The sequence below is a fragment of the Pseudarthrobacter sulfonivorans genome (assembly GCF_001484605.1).
GTDB classification, from domain to species: domain Bacteria; phylum Actinomycetota; class Actinomycetes; order Actinomycetales; family Micrococcaceae; genus Arthrobacter; species Arthrobacter sulfonivorans_A.
In genome coordinates, this window is the sequence record NZ_CP013747.1 from 4,852,852 (window position 1) to 4,874,370 (window position 21,519).

General features: G+C 65.3%; 18 protein-coding genes. 4 read left to right on the forward strand and 14 right to left on the reverse strand.

Features of this window, described 5'->3' with window-relative positions:
* Positions 1 to 27: 27 nt before the first annotated feature.
* The 3 genes from AU252_RS22100 to coaE all read right to left on the reverse strand — a co-directional run bounded on the left by AU252_RS22100 (position 28) and on the right by coaE (position 4,678).
* A complete protein-coding gene (locus tag AU252_RS22100) occupies positions 28 to 1,056 on the reverse strand; it encodes a TerC family protein (protein ID WP_058932538.1) in 1,029 nt (342 codons plus the stop codon).
* A 227-nt stretch (positions 1,057 to 1,283) separates the two neighbouring features.
* Complete coding sequence (uvrB, locus tag AU252_RS22105) at positions 1,284 to 3,383, reverse strand: excinuclease ABC subunit UvrB (protein ID WP_056339720.1); 2,100 nt, start codon at positions 3,381 to 3,383, stop codon at positions 1,284 to 1,286.
* 80 nt (positions 3,384 to 3,463) lie between these two features.
* A complete protein-coding gene (gene coaE, locus AU252_RS22110) occupies positions 3,464 to 4,678 on the reverse strand; it encodes a dephospho-CoA kinase (protein WP_058932539.1) in 1,215 nt (404 codons plus the stop codon).
* Between the two features lie 95 nt (positions 4,679 to 4,773).
* Here coaE and AU252_RS22115 point away from each other — a divergent pair, with 95 nt between their 5' ends.
* Together AU252_RS22115 and AU252_RS22120 are read left to right on the forward strand one after the other, a co-directional pair.
* Positions 4,774 to 5,463, forward strand: a complete 690-nt coding sequence (locus AU252_RS22115; protein ID WP_058932540.1) for an IMPACT family protein — start codon at positions 4,774 to 4,776, stop codon at positions 5,461 to 5,463.
* The gene (locus AU252_RS22120) at positions 5,447 to 5,971 is read left to right on the forward strand and encodes a GNAT family N-acetyltransferase (protein WP_058932541.1); all 525 of its coding nucleotides are present in this window, start codon (positions 5,447 to 5,449) and stop codon (positions 5,969 to 5,971) included. The genes AU252_RS22115 and AU252_RS22120 overlap by 17 nt, the downstream gene beginning before the upstream one ends.
* A gap of 222 nt (positions 5,972 to 6,193) precedes the next feature.
* On the opposite strand, the gene rpsA is transcribed toward AU252_RS22120, so the two are convergent.
* The 4 genes from rpsA to polA form a co-directional block, all read right to left on the reverse strand.
* On the reverse strand, positions 6,194 to 7,672 hold the full coding sequence (gene rpsA / locus AU252_RS22125) for a 30S ribosomal protein S1 (protein WP_056339708.1): 1,479 nt from the start codon (positions 7,670 to 7,672) through the stop codon (positions 6,194 to 6,196).
* A 234-nt stretch (positions 7,673 to 7,906) separates the two neighbouring features.
* On the reverse strand, positions 7,907 to 9,196 hold the full coding sequence (locus tag AU252_RS22130; protein ID WP_058933105.1) for a GNAT family N-acetyltransferase: 1,290 nt from the start codon (positions 9,194 to 9,196) through the stop codon (positions 7,907 to 7,909).
* 97 nt (positions 9,197 to 9,293) lie between these two features.
* A complete protein-coding gene (locus tag AU252_RS22135; RefSeq protein ID WP_058932542.1) occupies positions 9,294 to 9,905 on the reverse strand; it encodes a GyrI-like domain-containing protein in 612 nt (203 codons plus the stop codon).
* Positions 9,906 to 9,947: 42 nt separating this feature from the next.
* Positions 9,948 to 12,590 (reverse strand): DNA polymerase I, encoded by a 2,643-nt coding sequence (gene polA, locus AU252_RS22140; protein ID WP_058932543.1) that lies wholly within the window; start codon positions 12,588 to 12,590, stop codon positions 9,948 to 9,950.
* 193 nt (positions 12,591 to 12,783) lie between these two features.
* On the opposite strand from polA, the gene AU252_RS22145 reads away from it, so the two are divergent.
* Positions 12,784 to 13,257 carry a hotdog fold thioesterase gene (locus tag AU252_RS22145; RefSeq protein WP_099093412.1) on the forward strand — a complete coding sequence of 158 codons (474 nt, stop codon included), beginning with the start codon at positions 12,784 to 12,786 and terminating at the stop codon, positions 13,255 to 13,257.
* A gap of 20 nt (positions 13,258 to 13,277) precedes the next feature.
* Here AU252_RS22145 and AU252_RS22150 read toward each other — a convergent pair whose 3' ends face one another.
* The 7 genes from AU252_RS22150 to AU252_RS22180 form a co-directional block, all read right to left on the reverse strand.
* A complete protein-coding gene (locus tag AU252_RS22150) occupies positions 13,278 to 13,835 on the reverse strand; it encodes a dihydrofolate reductase family protein (RefSeq protein ID WP_058932544.1) in 558 nt (185 codons plus the stop codon).
* 39 nt (positions 13,836 to 13,874) lie between these two features.
* Complete coding sequence (locus tag AU252_RS22155; RefSeq protein ID WP_058932545.1) at positions 13,875 to 14,096, reverse strand: hypothetical protein; 222 nt, start codon at positions 14,094 to 14,096, stop codon at positions 13,875 to 13,877.
* Positions 14,093 to 15,310: an inorganic phosphate transporter gene (locus tag AU252_RS22160; protein WP_058932546.1), complete on the reverse strand. Its 1,218-nt coding sequence runs from the start codon at positions 15,308 to 15,310 to the stop codon at positions 14,093 to 14,095. The genes AU252_RS22155 and AU252_RS22160 overlap by 4 nt, the downstream gene beginning before the upstream one ends.
* A 147-nt stretch (positions 15,311 to 15,457) precedes the next feature.
* The gene (locus AU252_RS22165) at positions 15,458 to 15,973 is read right to left on the reverse strand and encodes an HAD domain-containing protein (protein ID WP_058932547.1); all 516 of its coding nucleotides are present in this window, start codon (positions 15,971 to 15,973) and stop codon (positions 15,458 to 15,460) included.
* 175 nt (positions 15,974 to 16,148) lie between these two features.
* Positions 16,149 to 16,580, reverse strand: a complete 432-nt coding sequence (locus AU252_RS22170; protein WP_058932548.1) for a VOC family protein — start codon at positions 16,578 to 16,580, stop codon at positions 16,149 to 16,151.
* A gap of 109 nt (positions 16,581 to 16,689) precedes the next feature.
* Positions 16,690 to 17,409, reverse strand: a complete 720-nt coding sequence (locus tag AU252_RS22175) for a response regulator (protein WP_058932549.1) — start codon at positions 17,407 to 17,409, stop codon at positions 16,690 to 16,692.
* Positions 17,406 to 19,358 (reverse strand): DUF4118 domain-containing protein, encoded by a 1,953-nt coding sequence (locus tag AU252_RS22180; RefSeq protein WP_058932550.1) that lies wholly within the window; start codon positions 19,356 to 19,358, stop codon positions 17,406 to 17,408. The genes AU252_RS22175 and AU252_RS22180 overlap by 4 nt, the downstream gene beginning before the upstream one ends.
* A 178-nt stretch (positions 19,359 to 19,536) precedes the next feature.
* Between AU252_RS22180 and AU252_RS22185 the strand changes: the two genes are divergently transcribed.
* A complete protein-coding gene (locus tag AU252_RS22185) occupies positions 19,537 to 21,510 on the forward strand; it encodes a hypothetical protein (protein ID WP_058932551.1) in 1,974 nt (657 codons plus the stop codon).
* Positions 21,511 to 21,519 lie beyond the last annotated feature (9 nt).

Consider the following 21,519-nt stretch of genomic DNA (forward strand, 5'->3'; position numbering starts at 1 on the left):
TGTGCGTCAACGAAACGCGGAGACAGCCTACTCAGCTTCGCTGAGGCTCTTCTTGGCGTCTTCCTCGAGGCGGGGGTCCAGGTGGGCCGTCTTTGCCTTGGAGCTCAGGAGGCTGGCAATCACGGCAACGATGATGGTGCCCACGATGACGGCCAGGGAGACGAATGTCGGAATCTCCGGGGCCCACTCGATGTGGTTGCCGCCGTTGATGAACGGCAGTTCGTTCACGTGCATGGCGTGGAGCACCAGCTTCACACCGATGAACGCCAGGATGAAGGACAGCGCGTGCTTCAGGTAGATCAGGCGGTTCATCAGGCCACCCAGCAGGAAGTACAGCTGGCGCAGGCCCATCAGGGCGAACAGGTTGGCGGTGAAGACGATGAACGGGCTCTGGGTCAGGCCGAAGATCGCCGGAATCGAGTCGACGGCGAAAAGGAGGTCGGTCAGGCCGATGGTGATGAACACGATCAGCATGGGGGTGAAGACCTTCTTGCCGTCCACCGTGGTGCGCAGCTTGCCGCCGTCGAACTTCTCCGACATGGGGATGACGTTGCGGATCCGGGCGATGAGCGGGTTTTCCTTGTCCTCTTCGTCCTCGCCTTCGTCCTGGGCCTGCTTCCAGGCGGTCCAGAGCAGGAACGCGCCAAAGATGTAGAACACCCAGCTGAACTGCTCGATCACGATGGCGCCGAGGAGGATGAAGATGCCGCGCAGGATCAGGGCGATGATGATGCCCACCATCAGGACTTCCTGCTGGTACTTACGGGGCACGGAGAAGCGGGCCATGATGATGATGAAGACAAACAGGTTGTCGATGCTGAGGCTGTATTCAGTGACCCAGCCGGCCACAAACTGGCCGCCGAATTCGGCGCCGGTAAAGAAGAACATGGCCCCGGCGAACAACAGGGCCAGGGAGACGTAGAACGCAACCCACAGGCCGGCTTCCTTCATGGAAGGCTCGTGGGGGCGTCGGACGACCAGCAGAAGGTCAATGAGGAGGATCAGGCCAAGGACGACAAGTGAGCCGACCTCGAACCACACGGGTAATTCGGGCACAGGTTAGCCTTTCGCAGGGTACAGAGAAATGATGTAAGTCTCTCCGGCCAGCCTGTGCACTTGGTGCTGAAATGGCGGCCCGCTACGCCCGGCCAGGCAACTGTGCCTGGCGTGTTGACGATCGTAGCGCTCGGGATACTCCCCTACGTGACGTTAACTGTACAGTAGGCGTCCCGACATGCGGAAACATGCCCCGACTGCCACGTCCCTTCGGCGCCCGGGGTGGACTAGGCGTGGCCGGCCGCCTGCATCTGGCGGAGCTCCTTCTTAAGGTCACTGACCTCGTCCCGGATCCGCGCGGCCACCTCGAACTGGAGTTCGGCGGCAGCACCGTGCATCTGTTCGGTCAGTTGTTCGATGAGGCCCACGAGGTCTTCGGCCGGTGCCGCGGCGAGGCCGTCCTTGCGGAGCTGCGCTGCGCCCTTTGCCGCGGACTTGCCACGTTTGGCGCCCTTGGCCAGCCGGTTGTTGTTGAGCAGCTCCTGGGTGTCCGCGTCTTCCTTGGCCAACTGGTCGGTAATGTCGGCGATCTTCTTCCGCAGCGGCTGCGGATCGATGCCCCGTTCCGTGTTGTAGGCAACCTGGATGGCGCGGCGCCGGTTGGTCTCGTCGATAGCCTTGGCCATGGAGTCGGTAATGCGGTCCGCGTACATGTGGACCTCGCCGGACACGTTGCGGGCAGCACGGCCGATGGTCTGGATCAGCGAAGTCGCCGAGCGCAGGAAGCCTTCCTTGTCCGCGTCCAGGATGCTCACGAGGGAGACCTCGGGCAGGTCCAGGCCTTCGCGGAGCAGGTTGATGCCCACCAGGACGTCGAAGACACCCATCCGGAGTTCCCGCAGCAGTTCAACGCGTCGGAGGGTGTCCACGTCCGAGTGCAGGTATTCGACCTTGATGCCGTGGCCCAGCAGGTAGTCGGTGAGGTCCTCCGCCATCCGCTTGGTCAGGGTGGTGACCAGGACCCGTTCGTTCTTTGCCGTGCGAGTCTTGATCTCGCCGAGGAGGTCATCGATCTGGCCCTTGGTGGGCTTGACCACCACCTCGGGGTCGATCAGTCCGGTGGGCCGGATGATCTGCTGCACAAAGCCGTCAGCCTTGCCGAGTTCGTACTTGCCGGGAGTGGCCGACAGGTAGACCGTCTGGCCCACGCGTTGGAGGAATTCGTCCCATTTCAGCGGTCGGTTGTCCATGGCCGACGGCAGGCGGAAGCCGAAGTCCACGAGGTTCCGCTTGCGGGACATGTCGCCCTCGTACATGGCGCCGATCTGCGGCACGGTGACATGGGATTCGTCGATCACCAGCAGGAAGTCGTCCGGGAAGTAGTCGATGAGGCAGTGCGGAGCGGTCCCGCGGGCACGGCCGTCGATGTGCGACGAGTAGTTTTCGATGCCGTTGCAGAAGCCCATCTGCTGCATCATTTCGAGGTCGTAGGTGGTGCGCATCCGGAGCCGCTGGGCTTCCACCAGCTTGTTCTGGCCTTCCAGGACGGCCAGGCGTTCGGCGAGTTCGTCCTCGATCCGCTTGATGGCCCGGGCCATCCGCTCGGGCCCGGCCACATAGTGCGAGGCGGGGAAGACGTACATTTCCTCTTCGTCCCGGATCAGTTCGCCAGTCAGCGGATGGAGAGTGTGGATGTTCTCAATCTCGTCTCCGAAGAATTCGATGCGGATGGCGAGTTCCTCGTACATCGGGATGATTTCCACGGTGTCGCCGCGGACCCGGAATGTGCCGCGGTGGAAGTCCATGTCGTTGCGCGCGTACTGCATGGAGACGAATTTCCGGAGCAGGTCGTCGCGGTTCATCTGCGCCCCTTTGCGGAGCGTGACCATGCCGGCAATGTACTCTTCCGGCGTGCCCAGGCCGTAGATGCAGGACACCGTGGCCACCACAATAACGTCCCGGCGGGTCAGCAGCGCATTGGTGGCGGAGTGGCGGAGCCGTTCCACTTCCTCGTTGATGGACGAGTCCTTCTCAATGAAGGTGTCCGTCTGCGCTACGTAGGCCTCAGGTTGGTAGTAGTCGTAGTACGAAACGAAGTACTCCACCGCGTTGTTGGGCAGGAGTTCACGGAATTCGTTGGCGAGTTGGGCGGCCAGGGTCTTGTTCTGCACCATGACCAACGTGGGCCGCTGGACCTGTTCGATGAGCCAGGCCGTGGTGGCGCTCTTGCCGGTACCGGTGGCGCCCAGCAGGACAACGTCCTTTTCGCCGTTCCTGATCCGCTCCGTGAGTTCGGTGATGGCGGCAGGCTGGTCGCCGGCCGGCTGGAACTCGCTGATGACTTCAAACGGAGCGACGACGCGGTTGATCTCCTGGGCAAGGCTCATGCATCTAATCTACAACCGGGGACCGACAGTGAAAGCCGGATCAGTTACCGGCGAACAGCACCCGAAACGGGCGAACAGGATCAGGACGCGTACGACGGCGGCGCCCACCCCGTGCGCGCGGCCCAACCGTCCATACGCGGCCAGGCGACGTCCGTGAACCACGGCTCCTTCGCCTCCGCATAGGCGTGGGTACCTTTACTCCCGGCAAACTGTCCGGTCAACGCGCGTTTATGGTCTTCATACAAGGCGGCGGCTTGCGGGTCGTTCCTGAGCCAGTCGCGGAAGAGCAGCGCGTAGCGCCAGCCGGACGATCCGGCCGCCCGTACGTGCACGTTGGCGGGGCGGCCGGGGTCCGCGTTGGCGTGGAAGCGTTTTTGCCACTGCGCCGGGTCCGGATCCGTCGGTTTCGGAGTGTCGAAGCCAACCCCCGGCACGGCCGGGAAGCCAGCAGCGGCCAGCAGCGGTGCGATCCGGTCCGCGGCGTTGAGATCGGACACCGTGACCTGGAGGTCGATGACGTCCTTGGCTGCCAGGCCAGGCACGGCTGTGGAGCCGATATGGTCCACAGCCAGGATGTCGTCCGGTGCTGCGGCCTGGATTCGGGCGCCAAGCCGTGCAGCCTGGGCCGCCCAATCCTGCTGCGGCACCGACAAGACTGCCATGCCTGCCCTGACCGCCCTGACGCTGCGCCGGAGATTGCGCGCGAACGGCACCAGTCGTTCGGCCCAGAGCCGGTCCACCTGCGCCGTCACGTCCGCCAGTGATCCGGAGTTGTCCAGCACGACGTCGGCAGCGGCCAGCCGCGCCTCGCGCGAGGCCTGGGCAGCCATGCGTGACCGGGCTTCGTCGGCCGTCATGCCGCGGTGTTCGAGCATCCGGGCGATCCTGACGTCATCGGGCGCGTCCACCACAAGGACAAGATGGAAGCCGCTCCCCTGGCCCGTCTCCACGAGCAGTGGAATGTCCTGGACCACAATGGCGCCGGCCGGGGCTGCGGCGATGATGCCGGCCGCTGCCTGCCGGACCAGCGGGTGCACAATGCCGTTCAGCACGGCCAGTTGCGAGGGATTGCCGAACACCACGGAACCCAGCCTGGCCCGATCCAGCCGGCCGTCGCCGTCGAGCATTTCCGCTCCAAACGCTTCCACCACGCTGGCCAGCCCGGGCGTTCCCGGCTCCACCACGTCCCGGGCCAGCGCGTCCGCGTCCACGAGCACCGCGCCGAGCCCGGAGAGGCGTGTGGCGACCACTGACTTCCCTGAGGCGATGCCGCCCGTCAAACCGATCTTCAGCATCCCACCACCCTAATCCCCACCGCCTCCCTCACCTCGCTGCGCTCGGCCAGGGAACCCAGGCGGCGTGGGCCCATCCACCGGAATAGACTTGGGCGGTGCAAGAGCAAGAGAGCCGGGCCACCGCCTACACCACGCTGGCGTTGGGGCCGGAGTTCCGGCACGAGATCGAGATCAAACGCTCCAGGTTCATTACTGTGCTGCGCCGCGCCGAGAATGAGGACACCGCACGGGACCTGGTGGCCACCCTGCGCCGCGAGTTCCACGATGCCCGCCACCACTGCTCGGCGTTCGTCCTGGGGCCGGACCGGGACGTCCAACGCTCCAATGACGACGGCGAGCCCTCCGGCACGGCCGGCATCCCCATGCTGGAGGCCATCATCAAGAGGGAAACAACACCGGGGGTGACGGACCTCAGTGACGTCAGTGCCGTCGTCGTCCGCTACTTCGGCGGCATCCTGCTGGGGGCGGGTGGGCTGGTGCGTGCGTATTCCGAGTCGGTTTCCGCGGCCCTGGAACGGGCCCCGCTGGTTCGCCGCAGCCGGCTGCGGATCTGTACGGCGTCGGTGCCGCACGCCGCCGCGGGACGGCTGGAGAACGATCTCCGCGCGGCCGGGTTTGCGATGGCGGAAACCACCTACGGAGCGCAGGACACGGTCCTTCGCCTGGCCGTGCCTGACGAAGCCGCGGAAGTTTCTGCCGCCACCGATCGCGTGTTGTCGCTCACCGCCGGGAGAACCGTGCTGACGGCGGCCGGAACGGAGTGGCTCGATGTCCCGCTCCCCTGAAGTCCGTCTGGCAGACGTCGACGACCCCATGCTGGAGCGGCTGCTGGAGCTGGCACAGCTGGATGCGTCTGCGGATGACGTCACGCCGCCGCTGAGCAACGGGACGGGCTGGAATGCCGAACGCATCGACTGGTTCCTCGCCTACCACCGGTCTGCAGCCGCGGGACTGGAGGGACCGGCCGCGGAAAAGAGCTGGGCAGTGCTCTGCGACGGCAGCCCGGCCGGCGCGATCAGGCTCAAGCTGACGGACGCGGAAACGGCGCAACACGAAACAGCTGAGACGGGCATCTGGCTGGGCCGGAGCTACCGCGGCCACGGTGTCGGCGGCGCCGCGTTGCGGCTGGTACTCGCGGAAGCCCGCCGCGCCGGACTGCACCGCGTCGTGGCCAAAACCACGGCAGCCAACATCGGCGCGCAGCGGCTCCTCACCGCCGCTGGCGCGGTCCTGACGCACGACGACGGCGGCGCGGTGTGTGCCGTCGTCGACCTTTCCCACTGGCGCCAGTAGGCACCCGGGCCCTGATTGCTGGGCTGATGGGATAAGCCCGCGGACGGGAATGCGTAACTTTTGCGGCCCGGCCATGGCCCGAAGCCCGGAATGGCGGGGCCGACCCGTGCTGAAGCGGCCATAAATGACGCACTCCGGTCGGCCGGGCCGGTTAAACACAGCGGGCCCCTGCTTTCGCAGGGGCCCGCTGTGTTGGCCCGGGAAGCCCCGGGCCGGTGGCAATTAGTTGCCGGTCAGCTTCTCGCGCAGAGCAGCAAGAGCCTCGTCGGATGCAAGCGTGCCTGCACCGGCGTTGGACTCAGCAGCAGGCTCCGAGGAGTAGCTGGTGGTGCCGGAATCGCTGTCACCGGACGTTGCAGCTGCAGCGTCGTCGGCAGCGTGCTGGGCAACCTGCTTCTTGTGTGCTTCCCAGCGGGTCTGGGCGTCAGCGTACTGCTGCTCCCAAACGGCGCGCTGGTTCTCGTAGCCTTCAAGCCACTCGTTGGACTCCGGGTCGAAGCCCTCCGGGTACTTGTAGTTGCCCTCTTCGTCGTACTCAGCGGACATGCCGTAGAGAGCCGGATCGAATTCGGTGGACTCGGCGTCAACGCCCTCGTTAGCCTGCTTGAGGGAGAGGGAGATACGGCGGCGCTCGAGGTCGATGTCGATGACCTTGACGAACAGCTCGTCACCAACGGAGACAACCTGCTCGGCCAGCTCCACGTGGCGGACTGCCAGTTCGGAGATGTGCACGAGGCCTTCGATGCCGTCTTCGACGCGTACGAACGCACCGAACGGAACGAGCTTGGTGACCTTACCCGGAACAACCTGCCCGAGGGCGTGGGTGCGGGCGAAGGTCTGCCACGGATCTTCCTGCGTAGCCTTGAGCGACAGGGAAACACGCTCGCGGTCCAGATCGACTTCGAGAACCTCGACAGTGACTTCCTGGCCAACTTCGACAACCTCGGACGGGTGGTCGATGTGCTTCCAGGACAGCTCGGAAACGTGAACGAGGCCGTCTACGCCGCCCAGGTCCACGAATGCACCGAAGTTGACGATGGAGGAAACGACGCCGGGACGAACCTGGCCCTTTTCCAGCTTGTTGAGGAACGTGGAGCGAACCTCGGACTGGGTCTGCTCGAGCCAGGCACGGCGGGACAGCACAACGTTGTTGCGGTTCTTGTCCAGCTCGATGATTTTGGCTTCGATCTTCTGACCGATGTACGGAGCGAGGTCGCGCACACGGCGCATCTCGACGAGGGATGCGGGCAGGAAGCCGCGCAGACCGATGTCGAGGATAAGACCACCCTTGACAACCTCGATGACGGTACCGGTGACAACACCGTCTTCTTCCTTGACCTTCTCGATGTCGCCCCAGGCGCGCTCGTACTGAGCCCGCTTCTTGGAGAGGATCAGGCGGCCTTCTTTGTCTTCCTTGGTGAGCACCAGGGCTTCGACGAGATCGCCAACGGAGACAACGTCTCCGGGATCAACGTCGTGCTTGATGGACAGCTCGCGGGAGGGGATGACACCTTCGGTCTTGTAACCGATGTCGAGCAGAACTTCATCGCGGTCGACCTTGACGACGGTACCTTCGACGAGGTCTCCGTCGTTGAAGTACTTGATGGTGGCGTCGACTGCTGCGAGGAAGTCCTCAGCGGTACCGATGTCGTTAATGGCGACTACGGGGGTACCGGGCTTCTCGGTGGAGGTGATGGTCATGTAGTAGGGGCTCCGTTGTGGATAGTTAGTCGGTCAGGCAAACCGCCGCGCCCGCGTTATGGAACGCAGGCGCAGGTCTTCGGGCGATCGCAGGGATCTTCCGGGTCTTCCTGATTTGTGGATTCTAGAAACGCGCACGTAGTACGCGCCCACTTATTCTAGTCGCAGCGGCCAACGAGGGTCAAAGCGCATGGCAATGACCGGCCTGGCTGAGCGTGCCTGCAATGCCGGGGCTCAGAAGTGCGTGAGGCAGTGTGTGGCGCGTTCCACCGCGAACATCCCGCGCGCCCGGAGCGCCGCGCCTTGGGTGTGTTCACGGATCCGGCCTGCCGCCGTCAGGGTCACCGGGCTGACGGCGCCGAGGTAGATGGATGACAGTGCGGAGACATCCAGCGTCAGGTCCGGATCCTGCGCAGCTTCCAGACGCACGACGGCGGCCTCGCCGCCACTGACGTCCACGGCAAACGTTCCCGCCGTGAGGCCAAGCGGGTCCTGCACCTCGAGCACCAGCCTTCCGTCCACCGGGTAATGCCGGGCTTCCAGCGCCTGGGCCACGTCCAGGATGCGGAGCCAGAGCATGTCCCGGCTGTCTGAGGAATCGATGCAGCGGGGATCGGCCAGTGCCCAGGTCAGCGGGTCATCCAGCGGTGCTTCCTCCCACGTGACGCGTTCCACCAGGTCGATGGCGGCCAGGAACTGCCAGAGCTCCAGGTACGCCTCGTTCGTGGCCGCCACGAGGTCCACTACCTGCATGGTGTAGGGCTCGGTGTCCCAGCCAAGGAATTTGTAGGAAACGTAGCCGTCCACGGCGCCGTCGGGGCCGTAGTGCAGTGCCGCCTTGACGGCAGGATCTTCCTTGCCCTCGCGGCCCAAGGACCCTGAAGCCAGCTGGCGGTACCAGTCCTGGCGGCCGATCGATCCCGGCGTCAGGCGGTGCACGCAGTCGAAGACGACCGGCGCCAGGTCCAGCAGCACGCGCGGGTCCGCGACATCCACGGTACCGACGGCGTGGTGATTAAGCCGGAACCGGGCAGTGGTGTCCACTTTCACGGTCCGTTCGAAGCTGGCCACGCCGTAGCCAAAGCGTCCATAGATGGAGCCCTCGGACGCTGTCAGGGCGGCCATTGCCAGGCCATCGTCCTTCGCCATGGCCAGGTCCTCGGACATCATCCGGCGCAGCAGGCCGCGCCGCCGATGCGAAGTCCGGACCGTTACTGCTGTGACCAGTTGGGTTTCCAGCAGCCGGCCGAAGCCGATGTTGAGTGTTTTGCGCAGGGTGCCGAAGGTTGCCACCGGTACCTCCGCGGGGAGCGACCCAGGCGCGACTTCGCGGGTCTGGTAGGCGCCGGTGAAGATCCGCCGGTCAGCTGCGTAGGTCTCCAAGGATTTGGCAACATGCGCCGGTGTCCGCGTGGATTCGTGGAAGCCAAAGGCGACCGCCTTCACCCATGATTCGGCGTCGGGATAACCCGCCTCGCCTTTGGATGCCGCTGGGAAGCGCCGGATTTCATAGTCATCACTCAGTTCAGCCACACCGCCGAGCCTAACCAATGATTCCGGCGCCTGGCCAGCAGCAACACGCCCGCAGGCAGGAAGTTCCGCAGAGCCGGCGGGAAATGGCTCAGGGCCGCCGCACAGGTTGGCGGAGGATGGTTTTGAGCTTCTCCGGTGCCACCCTGCGGGCGTCACTGAGGTAGATCTCGTGGTGCAGGCCGGCAAATCCGAAGCCCTTGGACGGCATGTATTCACTGTGCAGGCGGTGCAGCGTGGGGGCCTCGTCGTCGTAGCTGCCGATGTGCAGGATCTGCAGCGAGAGGCCTTCATCGAGGGTCTCAAGGCGGAGCAGGTCCAGCCCCGGAACGTTCTTCGCCGCCGCCTCCGCGATACCGTCCTGCACCTCGGCGGCGCCGATCCAGCCTGGCTGATGGATCATCATGGTCCACTTCCAGCTGTCCTTCTCGCCCCGGGTGAAGGCGTCAGCATCGTCTGCTGTCCACAGGCCCTCCAGCGGCCCGACGACGTAGTCCCGGCCCGCGTGCTTGCTGGCGAACTTGACGGCGTAGGACACCGAATACAGGGCCTCGAGGGCGGCGGCGTAGGCGGGGGCCGTCCCCGGATTACCTTGCCCGTCCAGCATCAGGTAGCTCAGCGGGGGAACGGTGACCACCTCGAAGTCCCGGGCCCGGGGCGCGTACAGATCCTTGAACTGTTTCTTGACGTCGTACTTGTCCATCGCGCCCCGCCCATTCGTTCCCAGCAGCCCGCTCCCAGCAGCCTAGTGGCCGGCGTCGTACCAGCTGGGGCCCACACCGATCTGGACATCCAGCGGGACGCTGAGGTCCGCGGCCGAGCCCATCTGCTCGGTGACGAGCTTCTCGACCGCAACACGTTCGCCGGCGGCGACTTCAAGCACCAGTTCGTCATGGACCTGCAGGAGCATGCGGGACTTCAGGCCCTGGGCCGCCAGTTCAGCGTGCACGCCCAGCATGGCGCGTTTGATGATGTCTGCGGCCGATCCCTGGATGGGTGAGTTCAGCGCGATGCGCTCCGCGTTTTCGCGCAGCTGCCGGTCCGTGCTGGTGAGGTCCGGCAGGTAGCGGCGACGCCCCTCGATGGTGGCCGTATAGCCGTCCACCCGGGCCTGGTCCACCACTCCGCGGAGGTAGTCGCGGACGGCCCCGAACCGGTCAAAGTAGTCCTTCATCAGGGTGCGGGCCTCGTCCACGGAAATTTCCAGCTGCTTGGACAGGCCAAACGAGGTCAGGCCATAGGCGAGGCCGTAGGACATCGCCTTGACCTTGGAGCGCATGGCACTGGTGACTTCTTCGGTGGGCACATGGAAGATGTTCGAGCCCACAAACCGGTGGAGGTCTTCGCCGTCCTGGTAGGCCTGGATCAGGCCTGCGTCGCCCGAAAGGTGCGCCATGATCCGCATTTCGATCTGTGAGTAGTCCGCGGACAGCAGGCACTCGTAGCCGTCACTGACCACAAAAATGCCGCGGACACGCCGGCCTTCCTCGCTGCGGATGGGGATGTTCTGCAGGTTGGGATTGTTGGAGGAGATCCGGCCCGTCGCTGCCACGTTCTGCGCGTAGGTGGTGTGGATCCGGCCGTCTTCCGTCACGGACTTCTTAAGCGACTCCAGCATCTGGCGCAGCTTCGAGGACTCCCGGTGCGCCATCAGCTGGACCAGGAATTCGTGCCCGGTCTTTTCCAGCAGGTTCTTCAGCGACGCGGCATCGGTGGTGTAGCCGGACTTGATCTTCTTCGTTTTCGGCAATTCGAGTTCGTCAAAGAGCACGGTCTGCAGCTGCTTGGGCGATCCGAGATTAACCTCGTGGCCGATCGCGGCGAAAGCAAGTTCCTGTGCGTTGTCGATCACCTTGGCCAGATCGGCGATCTGCTCGTCCATGCGCGGCAGGTCGATGGCGATGCCCGCGGTTTCCATGTCGGCCAGCACGCGGCTGACGGGCAGTTCCAGGGTGGTCAGCAGGTCCCCCGCCTTGCGTTCGGTGAGTTCTGATGCGAAGTGCCGGCTCAGGGCCTGGACCACGGCCGCCACATGGACCAGCGCGCCGGCAGCGGCGGCGTCGTCGCCGTCGAACGCCAGCTCCAGCTGTCCCGCCTTGGAGGTCTCCGCCGAGACACTGACGTTGAGGTGGTGCTGGGCCAACTCGGCGAGTTCATAGGTGCGGCGGTCCGGCTGGATGAGGTATCCGGAAATTGAGGTGTCATCCACCACGCCTTCCAGTCCCAGGCCACGGCTGGACAGGGCCTTCAACGCAGCCTTGTAGCCGTGCATGACCTTTGACGAGCTTTCATCGCGCAGCCAGTCGGCCAAGACGTTTTCGGCTGCGGCGTCCTGCGTGGCGAGGTCGATATAGACGGCGGCATCGTCACGGACGATGGCCAGTGCGGCGGCGTCCTCGCCGATCCGCCCGGGCGCCAGGTCGACGGCGACTGCGGACGTCTTGCCAGCGCCGGCCGCCAGGAAGGCACCCAGCTCGGCTGCCCCTGCGGGAATCACGACGTCCGGCGCAGCGATGGTTTCGCGCTCCGCAGATTCCACCTCTTCACTGCCGTACAGGGCAAAGAGCCGGGTACGGATGGTCTTGAATTCAAGTTCGTCGAACAAAGCCTCCAGCGCGGCTTCGTCCGGCCGCGGTTCCGCGAGATCATCCAGGGTGAGCGGAAGTTCGAGATCCGTGTGGAGCCTGTTCAGGCGTCGGTTGCGTTTGACGTCCTCCACGTTTTCCCGGAGGGCATCGCCCACTTTGCCTCCGATCGCGTCCAGGTGCTCGAGGACGCCCTCAAGTCCGCCGTAAAGGTTGATCCACTTGGCCGCGGTTTTCGGGCCGACGCCCGGAACGCCCGGGAGGTTGTCCGCGGTCTCCCCCACCAACGCGGCAAGGTCCGAATACTGGGCCGGCGTCACAAAATACTTTTCCTGGATGGCTGCCGCGTCCATCCGGGGAATGTCGCTGACGCCCTTCCGCGGGTACAGCACAAAAACGTTGTCCGTGATCAGCTGGAAGGCGTCACGGTCGCCCGAGACGAGCAGCACCTCGAAACCGGCCTTTTCCCCCATGGCGGCGAGGGTGGCCAGGATGTCATCGGCCTCATAGCCGGGCAGTTTGATGGTTTTGATGCCCCAGGCGCCCATGACCTTGTCGATGAGGTCGATCTGGCCGCTCATCTCACGGGGTGTTTCGTTGCGTCCCCCCTTGTACTCGCTGTACTCGGCTTTGCGGTGCGTGGTGTCATCCGAGACGTCGAAGGCGACACAAATGTGGGTGGGCTTCTGTTCCTTGATCAGGTTGATGAGCATGGACGTGAAGCCGTGGATGGCGTTGGTGTGCTGTCCGTTGGCGGTGGAGAACTTGTCCGCCGGCAAGGCGAAGAACGCGCGGAAAGCCATCGAGTGGCCGTCCAGCACCAGGAGCCGCGGCTGTCCGGTGATGGGAACCACGGGGGCTTCCGTGGCGGAAACCTGGCCTCCGGCCGGTAGGACGTTGATGTCCTGCAGGGCAGCATCAGCGTCAAGCACTGCGGTCTCGGACGGGAAGGGGGCCGGTTTGGTAGTTTCACTCACAGGTGCCAGCCTAGTTCCCATGATGGACAATTTCACGCCCGGGCCCTTCACTGAGGAATTGGTCACAGCAGGCATCCCGGCGCACCTCCACGACTGGCTCGGCCGCCTGGGCATCGGTGCCCTGGTGGTGAAGATGGGGATCCACTTCCTGGAGATGAGCCCGGAACGAACGGTGGCCACCATGCCGGTGGAAGGGAACACCCAGGTGGCGGGCATCCTCCACGGCGGCGCCCATGTGGTGCTGGCCGAAACCCTGGGGTCCTTCGCCGCCGGGATGCACGCCGGCGCCGGCAGGCATGCCCTGGGCATCGAAGTGAGCGCCACACACCACCGTGCAATCGCCGCGGGCACCGTGACAGGTACCTGCACCGCGATCCACCTGGGCCGGACACTGACAACGCATGAAATCGTGATGACCGACGAACAAGGCCGCCGCCTCTCCACCGCACGCCTCACCAACATGCTGCGGGACAACGAGCCCGCGGAGGCCTAAGCGCCTTAGGCGGGAAGCTCCTAACCGGCCGGAACCGGGGAGGTGAAGGTGTAGCGGAGCTCCACTATGCCCCGTCCCAAAGTGCGGGACGCCGTCAACTCAAGTGGCGACGTCGGGCCCTCCAATGGCAGCAGCCGTTTGCCGTCGCCCAGGACCACGGGGATGACAGAAAGGATGAGGTCATCCAGCAGTCCTGCGTTGGCGAACTGCGCAGCGAGGTTGCCGCCACCCACCACCCAGACGTTCATGCCGCCGGCGTGGTCCTTGAAGTCCTGGATGAACTCCTGGACGGGTCCGCGGACGAAGGTGATGTCCGTGCCGGCCGGGGCAACGTGCTCGTGCCGGGTAAACACATAACAGGGTGTGGAAGGGTACGGCCAGTTGCCGGGTTCGTGCTCCATCAGCCAGGCGTACGTCTCGCCGCCCATAACAATGCAGCCGACGCCGGCCATGAAGGTTTCGTAGCTTTCCTTGCCGCCCTCGAAGCCATCGAACTCGAGAAGCCAGGCGAGGTCATCCTTGGTGGTGGCGATGAACCCGTCAATGGAGGCCGCGACAAAATACTGGATCCTTGACATGGAACCAGATTAGCCCTGCGGCGTTGACGCGCTGAAGGCCTACTTGCTGAAGTACGGAATGATCAGGTAAAGCCCGAACAGCACAGCCACGCCGCAGAGGCCAAAGCAGGTGTAGGCGAAGTAGCGCTTGGTGCGGGGTGAGGCCTGCCGGGCGTCACCGGCGATGGCCGTCAGCCGCACGCCCAATGAATACAGGACCACAACGGTCACCGCGGACACCAGGGTGGCACCTGCCACTGTCAAGAGTTCCAACCACTTCATCGCTGAACATCCTTGTGCTGGTTCGCCTTGGCGCGGGCCCGGGCGAAGGCTTTCTTCTTGGCAAAGCGGACGGCCTGGCCCGCTTCTTCGACTTCCACGGCATTGTGGTGGCCCACCGCGGACTTGCGGGAGTAGGCGAACATAAACAGCACCGCGGCGGTGCCGGCGACGGCGGCAATCACCACACCCACCACGCCGGTCTTCACGAGCAGCGCGGTCAGCGCGCCCACAACGCCGGCGGCGGGAAGTGTAAACAGCCAGCCCAGGGCGATCTTGCCCACCAAGTTCCACCGCACAGTGGTGCCCTTACGGCCCATTCCGGACCCGATGACGGACCCTGACGCCACCTGCGTAGTGGACAGGGCGAAGCCCAGGTGGGAAGACGCAAGGATGGCAGAGGCGGTGCTGGTCTCGGCTGCGAATCCCTGGGCAGGCTTGACCTCGGTGAGCCCGGAACCCATGGTCCGGATGATGCGCCAGCCACCTGCGTAGGTGCCGACGGCGATGGCCAGGGCGCATGCCGTGATGACCCAGAACTGCGGGCCCGAACCCGGGGACTGTGTGCCGGCGGAAATCAGCACCAGGGTGATGATGCCCATGGTCTTCTGGGCGTCGTTGGTGCCGTGGGCCAGCGCCACCAGGCTGGACGTGAAGATCTGGCCGGTGCGGAACCCGCCCCGCTTCTGCGTCAGCTTGCTGCCGGTTTCCGGATCGTGCCGCGACGTCAGGGCATACGCGAGCCGCGTGCAAAGGTACGCCACCAGGCCGGCAATCAGCGGGGCGAAGATGGCGGGCAGGATGACCTTCTGCAGCAGGGTTTCCAGGTTCACGGAATTGAACCCGATGCCGGCGATGGCCGCGCCGATCAGCCCGCCGAAGAGTGCATGGGATGAGCTGGACGGCAGGCCTTTGAGCCAGGTGATCATGTTCCAGAGGATGGCGCCCATAAGGCCGGCGAAAATAATGTCCGGCGTGATCTGGACACCGTCGGAGCCTTCCCGGATGATGCCGCCGGAGACTGTTTTGGCCACTTCCGTCGAGAGGAAGGCGCCGACCAGGTTCAGGATTGCGGCGAGCGTCACAGCGGTCTTCGGTTTAATGGCACCGGTGGCGATGGGCGTAGCCATCGCATTCGCGGTGTCATGGAATCCATTTGTGAAGTCGAAAAATAATGCCAGTCCGATGACCAGCGCCACCATAAAGGTGATATCCACCTGTTGCCCAATCTGCAGAGTCGACGTTCAGCAGTTCCACTACCCGCCGTGCCCTGCAACGCATTATTCACCTGCAGTTCATGTGAAATGACCTGTGGAGTTAACAGAACCGGCGTGAAACCCTATCGATCGTACGCGTCCATGGCATCAGGTCAAAAACAGCTGCTCCGTGACAAACCCACCGACGGCGGCCAGTTCGGCGGGAGAGATTCCCCGGCGCGGATCGGGCGACACCGTGAGGATGCGTCGGCCCAGGAATCCGGCCCACGCCAGTGCTTCCTGTTCATAGCGGAGCTGGTCGTCAATCCACACGATGCCATCCGGGGCGTTGGCCGCCAGGTCCTCCTGGAGGGCGGCAAGCTTCCACCAGCCCTCCCCCGTTCCGGCACCATCCGCTGTCAGGCAGGGCCAGTGGCCGCCTGCAAGTCCGATGGCAGGGCATAAGTATTCCGCGGCCATCTCCTCCCAGCTGGTGAGCCACACGCACCGGACTCCAGGCAACCGGGAAAGCCCGTTCAGCCCGTCAACCAGCTGGCCCGCATACGCCACTTCGAGCACGCCGGCGTTCGCAAGTATCCAGCCGGAACCCCATGGCGTCGTGCCCGTTGCTCCGAACGGGCAAACGACGCCGTCGACGTCCAGGTACAGGGTGACGTTCCGCATTGCCGCTCCCGGTCAGGCCGGCAGGCCCGGAACGGCCCTTAAATGATTGAGGGGCTGCACGCATCAATGGTTGCATTGCGTGCAGCCCCTGCTCAAGGACTCGCGGATAAGCGGTGTCTCCTTGGCAGAGATCGCCTTTGGTCCGTCGTTCTCTGTCCTGGTTTGACGTGGGAGCCTAAGACGCGGGAGCGGCCTGGGGGTTATTGACGTTGACCAGCCAGGCAGTCCCGAACCGGTCCGTGCACATGCCGAAGATGTCGCCCCAGGGCGCCGGCTCCAAGGGAACGGTGACCGTGCCGCCGTCGGCGGACAGCTTCTCCCAATAGCCGCGCAGTTCAGCTTCGTCGTCGCCGCTGAGCGAAACCGAAATGGAGCTACCGGTCGCGAGGTCCATGCCGTTCGGCGTGTCCGCCCCCATCAGGACCAGGCCGTTGCTGGCCGTCAGCATGCCGTGCATGATTTTGTCGGCTTCCGCCGGATCTTCGCTGGCGTGGAACTCCCCGAACGTGCTGAGGGCCAGGTCGCCGCCGAAGACGGACTGGTAGAAGGTCATCGCCTCGCGGGCGTTCTCACGGAAGCCAAGGTAGGGGTTGAGCGTCGTTGGCATGGCCGGTTCTCCTTGAAGTACAGAACTGAAACGGAATCGGAACAGTCAACATCCTGCCGCACTTCCCGCCGCGTTCATAGGGTTCACGGCAACCTGATGCCCCGCAGTTTCAGGGCATAAAGCGGTATCCCACACCAGGTTCCGTGAGGAGGTGGCGGGGTTTCCCGGGATCGGCCTCCAGCTTCCGCCGCAACTGGGCCATGTACACACGCAGGTAGTTGGCTTCCGTCTGGTAGGCCGGTCCCCAGACGTCCAGCAGCAGCTGCTGCTGGGTCACCAGCCGGGCAGGGTTCCGGACCAGCAGTTCCAGGATGTTCCATTCGGTCGGCGTCAGCCGGACAACGTCCCCGTCCCTCGTGACCTGCCGCTGGGCCAAGTCCACGGTGAAGGAGGATGCGGCCACCGTGGGTGCCGACGCCGGATCCGGAACGCGGCGGAGGAGCGCCCGCAGCCGGGCCAAAAGCTCATCGAGTCCGAACGGCTTGGTGATGTAGTCATCCGCACCGGCATCCAGGGCGTCGACTTTGTCCGATGAGCCGTGGCGTGCGGACAGCACCAGTACGGGCAGGTTGCTCCATCGACGGACTTCCCGCAGGACTTCCGCTCCATCCAGGTCCGGCAGTCCGAGGTCCAGGATCATCACGTCCGGCGGACGGTGGGAAGCGGCACGCACGGCTGTGCCGCCGTCGGACGCTGACTCCACGGCGTAGCCGTGGGCCTGGAGTGTGATCCGGAGTGCCTTCAGCAGGTGGGGATCGTCGTCGACAACCAGCACACTGGTGCGGCGGCCGCCTTGCGTGCCGGAAGAACCAGCCTGGTCCGAATTCACGTGGCCTCCTGACGCGGCTGGACGGCCGCGTGGCGCGCGCCCGGCGAGCCGGTGGAAAGGGCCAGCCTGATCACCATGGTCAGCCCGCCGCCGGGAGTTTCCTGTGCAGTCAGCGTCCCGCCCATGGCCCTGACGAACCCGTCGGCGACGGCCAGGCCCAGTCCCACTCCGGTGGCCTGGGGCCGGTCGTGGAGCCGCTGGAACGGCTGAAACATCTCAAGCACCTTCCCGGCGGGCACACCGGCGCCGTGATCGATGATCCGCAGTTCACCGGACGGATAGCCATCTAGCGTGGCTGCACCCATGCCGTCGGAAGCGCCTGTGATGGTGATCCCCGAACCCGGCGCGTATTTGACGGCGTTTTCCACAATGTTCGCGATCACACGGTCCAGCAGCACCGGATCAGCCTCCACGGTCGGCATGTTGGCGGGCAGCTCCACCCGGACTGTACCGTCCGGGAGCCCGCGCAGGGCCGGCGCAACAACCTCGCTCCACCGCACGGGTCCCAGCAGCGGCCGGACGGAATCGGCGGTGATCCTTGACATGTCCAAGAGGTTTCCCACCAGCTGGTCCAGCCGGTCCGTGCATTCGTCAATGGTTTCCAGCAGCTCCCGTTCTTCCGCGGGCGTATAGGTGACGGTCCGCTGCAGCAAGCCACCGGCGGCGAGCTTGATCCCCGCCAGGGGCGTCCGCAGGTCGTGGGACACCGCCCGCAGGATCGCCGTGCGCATGGAGTTCCCTTCGGCCAGCCGCAGCACCTCGCGCCGGCTGACGGCCAGCTGGCGGCGTTCGAGCTGGGCTTTCACGTGGACCGCAAACGCACCCAGCAACCGGCTTTCCACTGCCGGCACCTCCCGGCCGAACAGCACCAGCCGGGTGTCGTCGTCGACCGGTTCCCCGGTGCTGCCCGGCAGTCCGGTGACGCCATGCTCCCACCCGGCGGTATCCCCCGCGCCGGCCACGAGCGACCAGATCCTGCCGTCCGCGCCGCGGACTCCGGAGAGTCCCGACGTCGGACCGGAACCTTGCGCGGTGCCCTCCCGGCTGCTGTACACACCGGCACCGGTGGCACCAAAAACGTCCAAGGCCTCCGCCAGGATCCCGTCCAGAGTGTCCTCCGAACGGGAGGCGCCCAGGGCGAGGTCGCCCAGCGTCGCCGCCTCCGCCTGCGCGCGGGCAGCCTCCTTGGACCGGCGGGCAGACCCGTCCACCACCCCGGCGACCGCCACTGACACCCCCACAAAAACGGCCAGGGACAGGAGGTCCTGGGGATCACTGATCGCCAGGTCCCCCAGGGGCGGCGTGGAAAAGTAGTTCACCAGCACGCTGCTCCACAGCGCGCCGACCACGGCAGGCCACAACCCGCCCACCAGCGCCACCGCAACGGCGCCTGCAAGCTGGATCAGGACGGCGGTGGCAACGCTGTGGTCGAAGGCTGCGAGCAGCAGCTGCAGCAGGGCGGGCAGGGCTGCTGCGAGCGCAAAGCCAATGGCAACCCTGGTGCGGCCCAGGTCAGGCCGCCGGCGTGGTGCGTTCCGCTGGGGCGGGACGCGGGGAACTACCTGGACATCAACGTCGCCCGCACCGCGGACCACCCGGGCTTCCACGGTGCCGCCGGCGAACAACCCTGCCAGCACACCGGCAAGCGGTCCGCGGCGGGACTGCCCCACAACAATATGGGTGGCACTGGACTTGCGGGCGTAATCGAGCAGGGCCCGGGCCGGATCCGTCGCGGAAACGGTGTGGTAGGTCCCGCCCAGGTCATTGACCAGCCTCCGCTGCGCCTCCAAAACCTGGGGAGACTCGCCCGCCGTACCCCCCGTGGTGCGGACGTGGACGGCCACCAGCTCGCCGCCGTCGGTCCTTTCGAGAATCCTGGCGGCGCGCCGGATGAGCAGTTCTGCGTCATCGCTGCCGTTGAGGCCAATGACTATCCGTTCCCGTGCCATGCCGCCATTCTCCCACCCGGATCCCCACGTCCCGTGCGGGCCTTTCCCGGGGTTGGTGGCTTTGGTCATACGGGCGTTAAGGATGCGTCAAGATCCGCCCGAGTCCAGCTCCAAGGCGAGTGGGCAGTACTAGATTCGGCTGTGCCCGCGGTGCCGTGCCGCAGACTGAAAGGCTTTCATGACCACCATGAGCAGACCCCCTGCCGATCCCTCGGCACTCCGTGCGACGCGGAAGGAGGCCCTTGGCAGTTGGCTGCTGCATGGATTGGAGGATTCCAAGGGCACCCATCAGGGGCCGGGCGGGCTCGCGGACGAACAAAAGAAGCATCACTGGTGGCAGGTGATGTGCCTGACCGGCGTGGACTACTTCTCCACGCTGGGCTACCAGCCGGCCATCGCGGCGCTCGCGGCCGGTGCCCTCTCCCCCTTGGCAACGCTTGTCCTGGTGGCCGTGACTCTGTTCGGCGCCCTCCCCGTCTACCGCCGGGTTGCCGGCGAGAGCCACCGCGGCGAAGGGTCCATTGCCATGCTGGAGCGGCTGCTCCCCAAGTGGCGGGGCAAGCTCCTGGTGCTGGTGCTGCTGGGTTTCGCGGCCACCGACTTCATGATCACCATGACGCTGTCCGCCGCCGATGCCACGGCACACCTGATCGAGAATCCGTTTGCACCGGACGCCCTGCACGGGCAGGAGGTGGCCGTAACGCTGGTCCTGCTTGCCCTGCTCGCTGCCGTTTTCCTGCGCGGGTTCAAGGAGGCCATCGGCGTCGCCGTTGTGCTGGTGATCCTGTACCTGGGGCTCAACGTGGTGGTCATCGCGAGGTCGCTCGCGGAGGCAGCCGCCCACCCAGTGGCCGTCGGTGACTGGTGGCAGGCTCTTAACACCTCCCACGGAAATCCGCTGATGGCGGTGGCCATCGCCCTGCTCGTCTTCCCCAAGCTGGCGCTGGGGCTGTCCGGCTTTGAAACTGGTGTGGCGGTGATGCCGCAGGTCCGCGGCGGCGCGGGCGATACCCAGGAGAACCCGGCCGGGCGGATCCAGGGGACCCGGCGGATGCTGACCACCGCCGCCCTGGTCATGAGTTCCTTCCTCGTGACCAGCAGCTTCACCACGGTTGTCCTGATCCCCGAGGCTGAGTTCCTGCCGGGCGGCGAAGCCAACGGCAGGGCGCTGGCGTTCCTGGCCCACGAATACCTCGGGCCGGGCTTCGGCACGGTCTATGACGTGAGCACCATCGCCATCCTGTGGTTCGCCGGTGCGTCCGCGATGGCCGGCTTGCTGAACCTGGTCCCCCGGTACCTGCCGCGGTACGGCATGGCCCCTGCATGGGCGAAGGCAGTCCGGCCGCTCGTGCTTGTCTTCACGCTGATCGGGTTCCTGATCACCTGGCTGTTTGAGGCCGACGTCGATGCCCAGGGCGGGGCGTACGCCACCGGCGTCCTGGTGCTGATGACCTCGGCGGCAGTGGCCGTGACACTCTCGGCCCGCCGGCTTCAGCAGCGTAAGCGGACCATCGGCTTTGGCATCATCACGGTGCTGTTTGTCTACACAACGGTCGCCAATATCTTTGAACGTCCCGAAGGCATCCGGATTGCCGGCTTCTTCATCCTGGGGATCATCAGCATCTCGCTGCTCTCGAGGGTGCTGCGGTCCTTCGAACTGCACGCCACGCACGTCCGGCTGGACACCCAGGCCCTGGAGTTCATGGCGGAGAATCTCAGCGGGCCGATCGGGATCATCGCCCACGAACCGCTTCGCCAGTCGGCGGACGCTTACCGGCAGAAACTGGCGTCATCCACGGAGGCCAGCCACTTCCCCTCCGATTACCGGCCCCTGTTCCTGGAAGTCACTGTGGACGATTCCTCGGACTTCGAGACGGCCCTGGAGGTCCGGGGTGTGGTGCGGCACGGGTTCGCCGTCCTGGAAGTCCATGGACCGGTTGTGCCCAACACCATCGCCTCGGTGCTCCTGCACATCCGGGATGTAACCGGGCTGATGCCACACGTCTACTTCCGCTGGACCGAAGGCAACCCTGCCGTGAACCTCCTGCGCTTCCTGGTGCTGGGCGAAGGCGAGATCGCTCCCGTGACGCGCGAGATCCTGCGCGAAGCCGAACCGGATGTCACAAAGCGGCCGTGGGTGCACGTGGGCTGACCGTTGACG